Origin of the sequence: Intestinimonas butyriciproducens (assembly GCF_004154955.1) — a bacterium.
Taxonomy (GTDB): domain Bacteria; phylum Bacillota; class Clostridia; order Oscillospirales; family Oscillospiraceae; genus Intestinimonas; species Intestinimonas butyriciproducens.
Genome location: NZ_CP011524.1, coordinates 2,027,673 through 2,040,497, shown reverse-complemented (window position 1 = coordinate 2,040,497; position 12,825 = coordinate 2,027,673). Strand labels below are relative to the sequence as shown.

The 12,825-nt window shown below is 54.2% G+C and carries 13 protein-coding genes and 1 tRNA gene; 9 read left to right on the top strand and 5 right to left on the bottom strand.

Annotation, left to right across the window (positions count from 1 at the left end):
* Nucleotides 1-13 precede the first annotated feature (13 nt).
* Nucleotides 14-1,087: a sporulation integral membrane protein YtvI gene (ytvI, locus tag SRB521_RS10205; RefSeq protein WP_033117861.1), complete on the bottom strand. Its 1,074-nt coding sequence runs from the start codon at nucleotides 1,085-1,087 to the stop codon at nucleotides 14-16.
* A 201-nt stretch (nucleotides 1,088-1,288) separates the two neighbouring features.
* On the opposite strand from ytvI, the gene SRB521_RS10200 reads away from it, so the two are divergent.
* From SRB521_RS10200 to SRB521_RS10180, 6 genes are all read left to right on the top strand, one after another.
* On the top strand, nucleotides 1,289-1,729 hold the full coding sequence (locus tag SRB521_RS10200) for an ACT domain-containing protein (protein ID WP_033117862.1): 441 nt from the start codon (nucleotides 1,289-1,291) through the stop codon (nucleotides 1,727-1,729).
* A 31-nt stretch (nucleotides 1,730-1,760) separates the two neighbouring features.
* Nucleotides 1,761-2,972 (top strand): homoserine dehydrogenase, encoded by a 1,212-nt coding sequence (locus SRB521_RS10195; RefSeq protein WP_075703613.1) that lies wholly within the window; start codon nucleotides 1,761-1,763, stop codon nucleotides 2,970-2,972.
* A 101-nt stretch (nucleotides 2,973-3,073) separates the two neighbouring features.
* Nucleotides 3,074-4,297: an aspartate kinase gene (locus SRB521_RS10190; RefSeq protein WP_033117864.1), complete on the top strand. Its 1,224-nt coding sequence runs from the start codon at nucleotides 3,074-3,076 to the stop codon at nucleotides 4,295-4,297.
* 192 nt (nucleotides 4,298-4,489) lie between these two features.
* Complete coding sequence (locus tag SRB521_RS10185; RefSeq protein WP_242943908.1) at nucleotides 4,490-5,818, top strand: MATE family efflux transporter; 1,329 nt, start codon at nucleotides 4,490-4,492, stop codon at nucleotides 5,816-5,818.
* Between the two features lie 366 nt (nucleotides 5,819-6,184).
* Entirely contained in the window at nucleotides 6,185-6,337 is a 153-nt protein-coding gene (locus tag SRB521_RS16175) for a hypothetical protein (RefSeq protein WP_165366622.1), read from the top strand.
* Nucleotides 6,338-6,518: 181 nt separating this feature from the next.
* Nucleotides 6,519-6,593 (top strand) — tRNA-Thr (locus tag SRB521_RS10180).
* A 19-nt stretch (nucleotides 6,594-6,612) separates the two neighbouring features.
* On the opposite strand, the gene SRB521_RS10175 is transcribed toward SRB521_RS10180, so the two are convergent.
* Nucleotides 6,613-8,034: a tyrosine-type recombinase/integrase gene (locus SRB521_RS10175; protein ID WP_116722438.1), complete on the bottom strand. Its 1,422-nt coding sequence runs from the start codon at nucleotides 8,032-8,034 to the stop codon at nucleotides 6,613-6,615.
* A gap of 1,190 nt (nucleotides 8,035-9,224) precedes the next feature.
* Nucleotides 9,225-9,710 (bottom strand): helix-turn-helix domain-containing protein, encoded by a 486-nt coding sequence (locus tag SRB521_RS10170; protein WP_116722439.1) that lies wholly within the window; start codon nucleotides 9,708-9,710, stop codon nucleotides 9,225-9,227.
* Between the two features lie 155 nt (nucleotides 9,711-9,865).
* On the opposite strand from SRB521_RS10170, the gene SRB521_RS10165 reads away from it, so the two are divergent.
* The 3 genes from SRB521_RS10165 to SRB521_RS16730 are packed head-to-tail and all read left to right on the top strand — an operon-like array spanning nucleotide 9,866 to nucleotide 10,932.
* Complete coding sequence (locus SRB521_RS10165) at nucleotides 9,866-10,096, top strand: helix-turn-helix domain-containing protein (RefSeq protein WP_116722440.1); 231 nt, start codon at nucleotides 9,866-9,868, stop codon at nucleotides 10,094-10,096.
* A gap of 21 nt (nucleotides 10,097-10,117) precedes the next feature.
* Nucleotides 10,118-10,765 carry a Rha family transcriptional regulator gene (locus tag SRB521_RS10160; RefSeq protein WP_116722441.1) on the top strand — a complete coding sequence of 216 codons (648 nt, stop codon included), beginning with the start codon at nucleotides 10,118-10,120 and terminating at the stop codon, nucleotides 10,763-10,765.
* A gap of 41 nt (nucleotides 10,766-10,806) precedes the next feature.
* The gene (locus SRB521_RS16730; protein WP_257534843.1) at nucleotides 10,807-10,932 is read left to right on the top strand and encodes a hypothetical protein; all 126 of its coding nucleotides are present in this window, start codon (nucleotides 10,807-10,809) and stop codon (nucleotides 10,930-10,932) included.
* A gap of 256 nt (nucleotides 10,933-11,188) precedes the next feature.
* Here SRB521_RS16730 and SRB521_RS10155 read toward each other — a convergent pair whose 3' ends face one another.
* Nucleotides 11,189-12,259, bottom strand: coding sequence for an ImmA/IrrE family metallo-endopeptidase (locus tag SRB521_RS10155; RefSeq protein WP_116722442.1), 1,071 nt, complete (start codon nucleotides 12,257-12,259; stop codon nucleotides 11,189-11,191).
* Nucleotides 12,256-12,675: a helix-turn-helix domain-containing protein gene (locus tag SRB521_RS10150; RefSeq protein WP_165366621.1), complete on the bottom strand. Its 420-nt coding sequence runs from the start codon at nucleotides 12,673-12,675 to the stop codon at nucleotides 12,256-12,258. Before SRB521_RS10150 ends, SRB521_RS10155 begins: the two co-directional genes overlap by 4 nt.
* Nucleotides 12,676-12,825 lie beyond the last annotated feature (150 nt).

Here is a 12,825-nt window from a genome sequence, read left to right as displayed (position 1 = left end):
ACACCCCGCGGACTCAGTCCCGCCACAGCCGCACGATACCGCAGTCGTGGGCCTCCTTGATCAGGATGGCGGCCAGGGGGGAGAGCACCATCCCGACCACACCGAAGGCCCGGAACCCCACATACATGCACAGCAGCGCGGCCAGGGGGGGAAGGCCGACGCGGTCTCCCACCAGCTTGGGCTCCAGCAGGCTGCGCACCAGGGACACGATCAGGTAGAGGACGAAGAGCCCAAGCGCCATGGAAAAACGGCCTGAAAGCAGTTCCAGCAGGGCCCAGGGGATCAGCACGGTGCCGGTGCCGAATACGGGCAGGGCATCCACCAGCGCGGTGAGGGCCGCCAGCAGGATGGAGAGATCCACGCCGAGAAACAAAAAACCCAGGGTCAGTTCGCCGAAGGTGATGAGCATCAGCATGCCCTGGGCTTTCAGCCAGCCGCCGGCGGTTGCCCGGAAGCGGCGGCACCCGGTCCGGAGCGCAGGCCGCCAGGAGGGAGGCGCCTGTCGGCGAAGAAAAGCGAGGAGCGCGGGCCGTCCGGCGGAGGTAAAATAGGTGGCAAGACCGGTGGTGAAAAGAAAAAGTCCCCAATCCGGCAGGGCCGCAAGTGCGGATACCGTCCAGGTGGACAAGGTGCGGTAGAGCCAGTCGGGCAGCGCGGCGCTCTGCGCCGCCAGGGTCTCCAGCGCCTCCCGCAGCGGTTCCTGCATTTGGGGCGGGGCGGCGATGATGAAGCGATAGGCCCACCGCTCCAGCGGAGCGCCCAGGGAGGGCAGGGCGGAAAGCAGGGAGGGCAGGCGTCCAAGCAGGAGAGAGCCCTCATACCAGAGCCGCCAGACGCACAAAAAGAGCACGGCGCCCACTGCGAGCAGCAACAGAACCGTGCACAGCGCCGCCGCCGCCCAGCGCGGCAGGCGCAGCCGGTCCATAAAAAAAGTCACCGGGCGTTCCAGTAAGGCGGCGAGGAGCAGAGCGAGGAGGAAGGGGAGTGTCCACGGAAGGAGGAAATGGAGCGCCAGCCATAGGGCGGCCCCTCCAAGCGCCAAGTAGGCGACTGTGAGAAGAAATTTCAGATGTTTATTCTCGGGCATGACGGACCTCCTCACATTATGGTTACTATGACGGAAAAATCCGGCATAGTGCGTCAAAAATCGTGGTATGTTCCCGGAATTCGGGCTTGCACCCGCCAGAGGACTGTGCTAAAATAAACTTCACACGTGGACAAATGACTCTGTAACAAAGACAAATGTACCCGCTTAGAATGAAGAGACAGGACCAGGGAGGTGTATGAAATGGCGAACCCGCCGAAATACTTTATTGTAGAGGCCAACGCACTGCCGGAAATATTCAGAAAGGTCGCGGAGGCCAAGCGATTGCTGGAGACCGGAGAGGCGGAGACGGTCCATCAGGCCACGGGCATGACCGGGATCAGCCGGAGCGCATTCTATAAATATAAGGATGCGGTGCGACCCTTCAACGATATGCTCCATGGCCGCATCGTGACCTTCCAGACCCGGCTGAGGGACGAGCCGGGCGTCCTCTCGTCAGTCCTCAATAGCTTTGCCGTCTCCGGCGCGAATATTCTCACCATCAATCAGGGCATTCCGGTGAGCGGCTGCGCGCTGGTAACCATCGGGGCTGAGACTTCGGGACTCCATATCCCGGTAGAGGAGCTGCTCTCTCGTACGACGGCGCTCAGAGGCGTCCTCAAATGTGAGATTCTGGCCGGGTAGGCAATTCAGTACGCGAGGAGAGTTTGATGGTATGGTAAATGTTGCAATTCTGGGCTTTGGCACGGTGGGGTCCGGTGTGGCCGAGGTGCTGGCCAAAAATGGGGAACATATCGACCAAAAGGTGGAGACGCCCGTCCGCCTGAAATATATTTTGGATGTGCGTGACTTTCCGGAGAGCCCCTTTCAGGACAAGATCATCCATGATTTTTCCACCATTGAAAACGACAAGTCGGTAGATATCGTTGTGGAGACCATCGGTGGGGCCACAGTGGCCCTGGACTATACGCGCCGGGCGTTGCGGGCCGGGAAGAGCGTGGTTTCCTCCAATAAGGAGCTGGTGGCCGAGCGCGGGTACGAGCTCATCCAACTGGCGTCTCAAATGGGCGTGAGCTATCTGTTTGAGGCGAGCGTGGGCGGCGGTATCCCTATTCTGCGTCCCCTCTCTCAGTGCCTGGCCGCCAACGAGCTCACAGAGATCTGCGGAATCCTGAACGGCACGACAAATTATATCCTCACCCGCATGATACGCGTGGGCCTCTCCTTTGAGGCCGCACTGAAAGAGGCCCAGGAGAACGGTTATGCAGAAAAGGACCCCACTGCCGACGTGGAAGGGCACGACGCCTGCCGGAAGATCTGTATTCTCGCCTCCATCGCCTTCGGCCGTCACGTGTACCCCCGGCAGGTACCCACCGAGGGGATCACCGGCGTCACGCTGGCCGACGTGGCCTACGCTGAGTCGTGCAACCGGAAGATCAAGCTGCTTGGACGGGCGGTAAAGGAGCTGGACGGAAAGATCTGCGCCTATGTGGCCCCTCATCTTATAGATGCGGAGGCGCCTTTGGCCGGGGTGGAGGATGTGTTCAACGCCATTATGGTCAAAGGGGACGCCATCGGAGACGTGATGTTCTATGGCCGGGGCGCGGGAAAACTGCCCACCGCTTCCGCCGTTGTGGCCGATGTGATGGACGCCGCCCGGCATATCCGTTCCCGAAAGCGGGTGGAGTGGGGCCCCGGCGGAGAGGATGTGACGGTGTCGCCGGAGGGCGTCCCCTTCCGGTGGTATGTCCGCTGCGCCGGGACCGCCGAAAAGGTACGCGCCGCCGGGCTGGATGCCGCGCTGCTCTCCCGGCCGGGTGCGCCGGCGGACGAGGTGGCCTTCCTCACCAGGGCCATGCCCCGGGGCGAGCTGATGTCTGCCCTCTCCGGCATGGAGCTTGGCTCGCTGTTCCGGGTCCTGGAGTGAGGGCATAGAATGGCATAGGCTTCTCCAGCTCCCTCCCCGGAGCATACCTCCGAGGAGGGAGGACCTGGCTTTTACACGTAACTCTTAGGGGGTACATATACATGTCACTCATTGTACAGAAATTCGGCGGGACCTCCGTCGCGGATGCGGACCGGATCCGCAACGTGGCCCGCATCATTACGGAGACCTACCGCCGGGGACACAGCCTGGTGGTGGTCCTCTCCGCACAGGGAGACACTACGGATGACCTCATCGCCAAAGCAGGGGAGATCAATCCCAAGGCCTCCAAGCGGGAGATGGACATGCTGCTCTCGACCGGCGAGCAGATTTCCTGCGCCCTGTGCGCCATGGCCATTGAGGCGATGGGGTATCCGGTGGTCTCTCTGACAGGCTGGCAGGCCGGCTTCAAAACCAACTCGGCCTATGGCGCGGCCCGGATCAAGAACGTCCGTACCGAGCGTATTTTGGCGGAGCTGGACAAGCGGAAGATCGTCATCGTCACCGGATTCCAGGGCATCAACAAGTATGGCGACGTTACCACACTGGGGCGGGGGGGTTCGGATACCTCGGCGGTGGCTCTGGCGGCCACCCTGCATGCCGACCTGTGTCAGATCTACACCGATGTGGACGGCGTGTTCACCGCCGATCCCCGCTCCGTCAAGGGGGCCCGGAAGCTGGACGAGATCACCTATGACGAGATGCTGGAACTGGCCACCTTGGGCGCTCAGGTCCTGCACAACCGCTCCGTGGAAATGGCCAAGCGCTATAATGTCAATCTGGAGGTCCTCTCCAGCTTTTCCGGACAGCCCGGAACGAAAGTCAAGGAGGTTGCAAAAACCATGGAAAAGCCCTATGTCAGCGGCGTAGCCAAGGACAAAAACATCGCGCGCCTGGCCCTGGTGGGCCTGCCGGATAAGCCGGGCACCGCCTTCCGCATCTTCTCCACGCTAGCAAAGTACGGGATCAACGTGGATATCATCCTCCAATCCATCGGACGCAACAACACCAAGGATATCAGCTTCACGGTGGGGCACGAGGATATGGATAAGGCCCGGCAGGTCATGAGTGAGATGAAGGACATTCTGGGCTTTGACCACATCGACGTTACGGATGAGATCGCCAAAGTCTCAATTGTAGGCGCGGGCATGATCAATAATCCCGGCGTGGCCTCCCTGATGTTCGAGGCGCTTTACAACGCGGGAATCAATATCCATATGATCTCCACCAGTGAGATCAAGGTCTCCGTGCTGGTAGATAAATGCGACGCGGACAATGCCGTTCAGGTCATACACGACCGGTTCTTTGAGGAATATGGAAGCCTGTAGGGGAACAGAAAGACAAAGGCGGCCCGTTCATGGAACGGGCCGCCTGTTCTATTGTGGACTTTATGCAGGATAGGTCCTACCATTTTGAAAATCACATCATTTCTTCCAATTGTATTCGTGGAGCAAACCGCTATAATCACTATAGTAAATCAGCGGAAGTATACTATGTGGAATGCGGAGGAAGCCTTGAAAATGAAGGGAAACAACATCCTGAAGCTCTCCTGGCCGATTTTTGTGGAGTTGCTGCTCCAGATGCTGGTGGGTAACGCGGACCAGATCATGGTAGGCTGGCGGGACCCCAACGGCGTAGGGGCCATCGGCAACGCCAATCAGATCACCAACCTCCTACTGCTGGTATTTTCCGTGGTCTGTACAGCCGCTATGATCCTGATTTCCCAGTACATCGGCGCCAAAGATACCAAGCGGGTGAACCAGACTTATACGGTGGCGCTCCTGATGAATCTGGTATTCGGCCTTCTGGTCAGCGCCGTGCTGGTCCTCGGCTGCGGACCTATTTTCAGATTGATGGGCGTCCATGCGCTGATTTTTGAAGAGACATGCCTTTATATGCGCCTCATTGGGCTGGGTATGATGTTCCAGGCGGTTTACCTCACATTTACCGCCTTTTTCCGCAGCAGCCAGATGATGAAGGAGACCATGGTGATCTCCGTGGTGATGAACTGTCTGAACATCGGCGGAAACTATGTGCTCATCAACGGCCTGGGCCCCATTCCGGCCATGGGGATCGCGGGTGCCGCCATCTCCAGCGGTCTGTCCCGGATCATGGGTGCGGCCATCATCGCCGTGCTCTTCCGCAGAACCTTTGGGCCAGTCATCTCACTGCGTTGCCTCCGGCCCTTTCCCTGGGACCAGCTTAAACGGCTCCTGGCCATCGGCGTGCCCACAGGAGGGGAGTCGGTCTCCTATAATGGTTCTCAGATCTGCATTCAGACGGTGTGCAATCGTTTTGCCGCATATGTGGTAAATACGCGGGTCTATGCCAACTTGTTTGCCAATGTGACCTATCTGTTCGGCTCAGCTCTGTCGCAGGCCTGCCAGGTCGTTGTGGCGAGGCTCATGGGCGCAGGCGAGATTGCCGAGACGGACCGGAACGTAAAGCGCACGGCACTGGCAGCGGTGGCGGTGTCGGGTATCCTATCAGTGGTCCTCTGGCTGCTTGCACGGCCCATTTACGGCATTTTTACAAAAGATGAGCAGGTCCTGACGCTGGCGGGGACCATCATGCTCATTGAGATCCCTCTAGAGTTGGGGCGCGCGGTGAATATGGTCATGTGCCGGGCCCTTCAGGCCTGCGGCGATATCCGCTTCCCCATCACCATCTGTATCGTTGACGCTTGGCTGGTGGGTGTGGGAGGCAGCGTTCTTCTGGGGGTGGTCCTGGGGTGGGGACTGGCAGGGCTCTGGGCGGCAATGGCCATCGATGAGTGTATTCGGGCGGTGCTGTTTCTGAGCCGTTGGAACAGCCGGGCCTGGAGCCGGAAGCATCTTTTGGAGGAATAGGACTCAGGCGGCGCACGGTCGGGTGACGGCCATGCGTCGTTTTTTTGTCTTCGGTGGAGGGAAAAAGATTATGTATACTAAATTGAGAGGTTAAAAGAGAAGAGAATTAGAGATTGAGCCCTGTGGAAAAAACGGTGGAAAAGTGGAAAAGCTGTTGAAAAAGAAGGGGTGAGTGGGTGTGGATAAACCTGTGGATAATGTGAATAACTCTTTGTAGATGAGATTACTGCTTGAAATTATGTAAATGGAACAAGTGTATTCTGGATGAAAATAGAAAATTAAAAGTTAAAAATATCGGCTATAATCGGAGAAATAACAATCTTTTTGATGAAATGCCAAATAGAAATTTCAGGAGGGACGACAGGCATGTCCGCTCAGGGAAGGCAGAGCGGCTTTGGCACAGAGGAGAAAGCACAGGGATATACAGAAGGTAATATAAAAGCAAACAAAGAAAAGACAAGGTTGGTGATTGACGGCGCGAAAAAAATGTGCTATCATAATTTACCGTCAAGTCTATGATTGATTTGCTACTGTGGCTCAGGGGTAGAGCAGCGCACTCGTAATGATGAGGTCAAGACCGAGTAGAAAACCCGCCAGCCCTTGCAATTACTGGGCCGCCTCCACCCTCACACCCTCAAAAATCTAGTTTTGGTGCTTGTTTGGTGCTTATTTCCGCAAAACTCCACGAAAATATATAAATGCTGATGTGGCTCAAAGGTAGAGCACGGCACTCGTAATGCCGGGGTTGTGGGTTCGATTCCCACCATCAGCTCCACGAAAAAGCCGCCGGGAATTTATTCCCCGGCGGCTTTTTTCTTTTCATCCCTGGGCAGCTCTGCACCTGGCACCACCAGGTCATCAAAGCGGCTGAAGGTGTTGGTGGCTCGCTCCTCTGCGGAGGCGATCACGTGGGCGTAGATGTTGGAGGTGGTGCTAGGCTGAGCGTGGCCCAGCTTGTGGGACACGACCACCAGGGGCGTCCCGTCCCCGATCATCAGGCTGGCGTAGGTGTGCCGGAGGGAGTGGACGGTGACCTTCGGCAAGCCGGTGCGCTTCACGAATTTGGTAAACCACTGGGACACGCTGTCCGGGAACAGGGGTCTGCCGTCGTCCCGGGTGAATACCCGGCCGTCCTCGTCCATCCAGGCATCCCCCAGGGCCTCCCGCTGGGCATCCTGCCATTGTTTATACTCCAGGAGCAGCAGAAAGGCGGAGCGGGACAGCTTCAGCGGTCGGTTGGACGTGGCCGTCTTAGGGCTATCGGTGTATACCCCCTTCGGTGGGATATAGTTGGAGGTCTGGGAGATCGTGATGGTCTGGGCGTCCAGGTTCACGTCCTCCCAGCGGAGCCCCAGCAGTTCCCCGCGCCGGAGCCCGGACAGCAGGTCAAAGGTGATGATGGCCCGCCACCTGATGGGCTCATCCCGCAGCAGCTCCAGGAGCCGCCTGGCGTCCGGTTCATCCAGGTATTTGGCTTTCCGGTCTTTGAGGCTGGGCAGGTCCATACAGGATGCCGGATTGCTCTTGATATACCCCCACTTCACGGCCCGGTATAGGACCGCCGAAAGTATACGGTGATAGGTGTGGATGGTCCCCGGCTTCAAGGGGGTCATATCCCGCTGAAGCTCAAAGAGCTGGTCATATTTCTCCCCTAGGGCGGAAGCGATCCGCTCCGCGCTGGCCTGGTCTATGACGTTGCCGTCCCGCATCTGCTTAAAGCTCCAAATGGACACGCCGGTGTCCCGGGACAAGGCGGCCATGGTGGTGTGCCGCTCTTTCATCCAGGCTTTGAAGTCCACCTTGCAGCGGGCCCGCCGCTGGCAGCGCATCCCCTCCTCCTGGAGGTTGGCATAGAATGCCGCCAGATGGCCCGGCTTCAGGTCCTTCAATTTGATATGTCCCAAGGCCTGGTTCACCCGGGCCATTCTTTCCTCATACCCGTAGGCGGTGCGGACCTTCAGGGTAGGATAGGCATAATCCTTCAGGAACAGGGCGGTGAAGTCCACCAGCTTGATGTTGCCGTCGTGGGTAGCGCTGTGCTTCACCTGGTCCTCAAAGAGTACGGCCTGGCGCTGCAGCTCCTTCTCCAGCTGCTTCTCTGTCATCCCGGCCGGCGGCACCCAGGTCATGTGCTCACGTAACTGCTTGCCGTTGATGTCATAGCCATGGGAAACGGTGATCTTGTAACCTTTGCCCTGTTTTTTTATCGTAGCCATTGGGTCCTCCTTTTTCTTGCACCCAGGCCCTTTTTATGCTATCATAAAAGGGCGCAAAGGGGCCTTGATTTAGTGGTCTGGGTCATTTTGCCTGTCCTTCCGGTGTTGGTAGCGCCGGGAGGACTTTTTTATTGTTGCGCTCTGTCAAAAAGTGTGATATTCTGGCGACGGCGCTATCCGCAACGGTAGGCGGTTGGTCCCTCCATCCCGGAGGGGACTTCTTGCCCCCTCCTGCAAAGGAGGGGAGGTGAGGCCATGGTTACATACAGTGAGCTTTTTGCTTACTCGCTTGTCATCATCGGCATTATCGGTCTGGTTTTCCAGATAAAAAAGAAGTAACCGCCCCCAGTTCCCCAACTGCGCGGTTACTTCTTGTAGCTCAAGCATAAGGGGCTGACCGTCTGCCGGTAGCGCCGCCTTATACTTTTTTCGAAGTAACCGCCCACAAGCTCCCCAGCTCAGCGGTTACTTCTTGTAACACAGCGAGGGGCTGACCGTCTGCCGGTAGCGCCCTCTTTCTGATTTCAGTATAACCGCCAGATATGAGATTGTCAAGAGCCGCCTTCGGGCGGCTTTTTTGCATTATGACACCTCCGCTCTGATCTGAAGCGCACCTCTCAGGGTTGAGCCACCAGATAGCGCCAAATCTGCCGGATAATCAAACAGACCAAGGGCCCCGCCTGTGATGGATGACGGGCACTTTGGTACCACGGAACACTACAGCGTGTGTGGCAATCTCTTAGCCGGTCCTCATGGCGACATATACCGCCAGAAAAGAGCGTACACCTTTGCCCGCAAAGTTTTAGTTGCATTGCTAATTTAAAATGAAGTGAAAAGAAATAATTCCGCTAAATATTACTATAAATTGTACTCGACGGCGCTTAGGAATTTGAGGCGCAAGCTACGTGGGCGCGCTCTATTGGGCTTATGTTGGGATTCCCGGTATAATGGGCCATGGCCAAGATATAGTTTGAGCGCGACTAATACGGGCTGTACACAGTAATATTGTGTGAGCAAAAGAATTGCGCAGAACCCGGATTTTCGATATAATAAATTAGAACAGAGGATAAAGGGAGGAGCGTCTATGACCAGTACCATAAATCAAACCCCAAAGAGCGAGGTGCTCCAAGGCATTGACAAAGAAGCTGCGCAGCTTTTTAGTCAGTTAAGTGATGGAAATAAAGATGAAATCATTGACGCTCTTTTAGGACTCTTAGCTGGGCGAGGACCAACTCTTTCTGGTCTGGCGTTAACTGGCTGAACAACTCAAGAAACTTTTTATCGCGCGGATCAATAGGCCCACTCTCGGAAACGGGGGTGGGCCTCATTCTTTTTACCTCGGCAATGATCGCTTGCTCGTCAATCGGAAGCAAGCGATCCAGATTGTCCATTGCGTCATAAACTACAGATGCATCCAACCCATATTTTTTGGCAATTTCAATAGCTACTAGCCCAATGTCCGTAACGCCCTTTTCGTCTTCCCACCCCATAAGATAGGCAGGTGTTGTACGAAGCGATTTAGCGAGCAATTCAATCTTATCCGACGGGATATTTCCTATCACACCTGTTTCATATCGGCTGAGCGTTTGCCGACTAACACCGACATCTTTTGCGACGTCTTCTAGCGTCATATCTAGCATTCGCCTTCGCTGTTTTATGTTTTGGCCGACGCTCATCACGTTCACACTCCAATCATTTGTGCGTTCATTATAACACAAATTGCGTAATGTGCAACAAAAAATATTTTAATTATCTTCAAAAATCGCTTGACACGTACCAGAACGTTTTGGTATACTTGGTACGTAAGGCGTACTAGGTGGAGGTGATTACGATGGTTGCAACGAGCAGGTTGCGTGGTCTTATTGCAGAGCGCGGTTTATCACAAAGAAGGGTTGCAAAACAACTTGGAATGACTGAAAAGACCTTCTATTCAAAAATGAAAAAGGGCATATTTGATAGCGATGAAATATCGAAAATGATTCTATTGCTCGGAATTGACAATCCTATTGAAATTTTTTTTGCCGAAGAAGGTACACGATACGTACCAAATGAAATGAGATAAATCAACCAGAAGGGAGTCACAATGAACGACTTAGTCTTTTTGGACCCAAACAGACTAGACGCGATACCCTTCACCACATCAAAGGTGATTGCGGAAGTAACCGGTATGAACCACCGCCGCGTTAAAGACGCTATCCGGAAACACGAATCCACATTTTTGGAGTTTGGACTTTTGGGCGCATATGAGACAGAAAGCTCCGGGGGTCGCCCAGAGGAGATTGTCAAGCTGAACGAAGAGCAAGCCACCTTCCTGATGACACTGCTCAAGAACACGCCTACCGTAGTGGCCTTCAAAAAGGAATTGGTCAGGCAGTTCTACGCAATGCGGAGAGAATTGGTCAGTCGGCAGGTCAACCGGGCAAAGATGCTCCCGACCCGGAGAGACCTGACGGACGCAATCAGGGACTGCATCCCGGAAAGCCCTCACAAGGGGATGTGGTACAAGCACTATACCGACCTCGCGTATCGCGCGGCCTTCGGGATGAGCGCCGCCCAGCTTCGCAAAGCGCGGAACGCCCCGAAAGGTTCGGTGGCCGCCGATTATCTAACTGCGGAAGAGATGGACAACGTTGTGCGCATCACGAAGCAGATAGGCGTACTGGTGGAGATGCGGATGGATTACCAGCAAATTAAGCGGATGCTGCTCCAGCAGAGGCTGGCGGCGAGTTGATATGACCTCAACGCCAGCTAGATAGGAAGGAGGTGATTTGAGTGGAACACGAGCAGACGAACCACTTGAATGTTGAACGCCTGGCGGCGGTGCTCTCGGAGATTCTGTCGGAAAAGTACGATGTGGACATCAAGATCAAGTTTGTACGCAAGGAGGATGTAGCATGAGCTGGTTGGAGGTTGTCCTGTTCATCTAAGCAACTGGCCAAAGCCGTGGGGTGGAATCCTAAGTATTTGAGTGGGGTGCTTAACGGTCATTACGAGCCAAAGAGCGTAGAGACCAGGCTGCAAGCGGCGCTGAAGCAGCTGGTCGAGGAGTAAGTTTAGAAAGGAGATCAAAAGGGAAAACAAACTCGAAATCAAACGGGTGCCCTTCCTGGGCACAGACCTCATGGCGGCGTATGCCACTCGGTGGTGTATCTTGCTAAAAAGGAAGAGGACTGTCGTCCTCCTCGCTGTCAAGGGCAGCAAATAGACGTGGCTTTTGAGGCGCATCCCAAGGGCGGAGCACCCCGTCCTTGAGGAAGGTAGTTTCACTCCCACAATAGGGACAGAATCGGGCATTCCCCGGAAGCGGCTCATCGTGTGAGCATGGATTATACTCGCAAGGCACATTGTTGGCGATTGCATATGTACACTGATTAACAATAGTTTTTCCGCATATCATACAGTATGTAGACTTCTCTAAGTGTTCTTCATTTTTACATTGCACGCATTGTTTAGCCTGCCCGCTTTTATTGAGCTCTACTCCAGGGTATATCACATCAACACTATCCTTTCCTCGATAGTACAAACTCGATGAACTTGCACCGCAAATCGGGCAAAACAGAGAACCTTCAATTTCAAAGGTTGCGCCGCAGTCAATGCAAATGTGCTTATGTAATGCCGAATGACACCTTTTCAAGATGGCCTTTTCATGCTTGCTCGGAGTTAATGATTTCCAGTATTTATAATCCTCTGCTCTATAGGCTTTTGTAGCACTTGGCGAAATGTTAAAGCGGGTAGAAATGCGCTCAACATCAAATTTTGATCCGGAGAGAAAGTCGTCAATAAGTATGGGCGGCGCAAGTAAATTCCCTGCAAATGTGTTTGCAGCCCCCTCCATAGCATAGTAGGTAGGGTCATCAACGCCCCCTCTGGAAAGTTCTGTACGCTCATCATTCAGATGTTCCAGAACAATATGACCTAACTCGTGCGCCAAGGAAAACCGTATCCTAGCTTCGGGCCGACACTCATTATAGATTATCATGTACGTATCTCTATCTGAATAGTAAAAACACTTTGCATCCGCAATAAATAGGGGCACCCACTTTTGCAAATTTTTTGAGGAGATCCACGTATTGTAATCCTTAAGGCTGGAAACAAGGATTTGGGCACCTTTTTTCTTAGAAAATAAGACATCAAAATCAAGAGGAAATTCGTCAGTGCCGGTTATATCGAGTAGGGTTTGGGATGTGTCAAACGCTTTGCGATACTTAATAATATTTGCACTCATAGCTCCTTTTTCTTAGAAAGCAGAAAATCAATATAATCCGCAATCTGTTCATCCTGTTCGGGCGTAATCTTGGAATCTTCTAGGCGCGCGATAGACCGCAGTTTGCTTTTTGGACGCTCACCCTCCGGGGTGGGCGCTTTTTTTGTTTCTTCAAGCTCACGAATCTCATCATCTGAAATGTCGAGCCCAAAGCGATCGTTGTTCTCAGCATCGTCGGTACGGCCCAGTAGATAATCGACAGTTGTACCAAAATAGTCTGCAATCTTATCTAGCGTTTCCGTCGACAGGTTTTGCTTTCTTCCAACCTTTAAATCGGACAATGAGGCTCGGCTTGCTCCCGACTCTCTGCACATAGCCGTAATTGTGATGCCATAATTTTGGCACAGCTCTGCAATACGATTGTACAAATCAGACATATTCATCAGCCTTTCTTGTACACTTCGCCGAATTACGCGTAAGCATAATTTGGCCCCTTGACTTTTACGCGAAAGCAGAATACAATGCAGTCATGGGCCGCGAAAGCGTAATATGATGTTCCTTGTAGACACACTATATTACACATACGC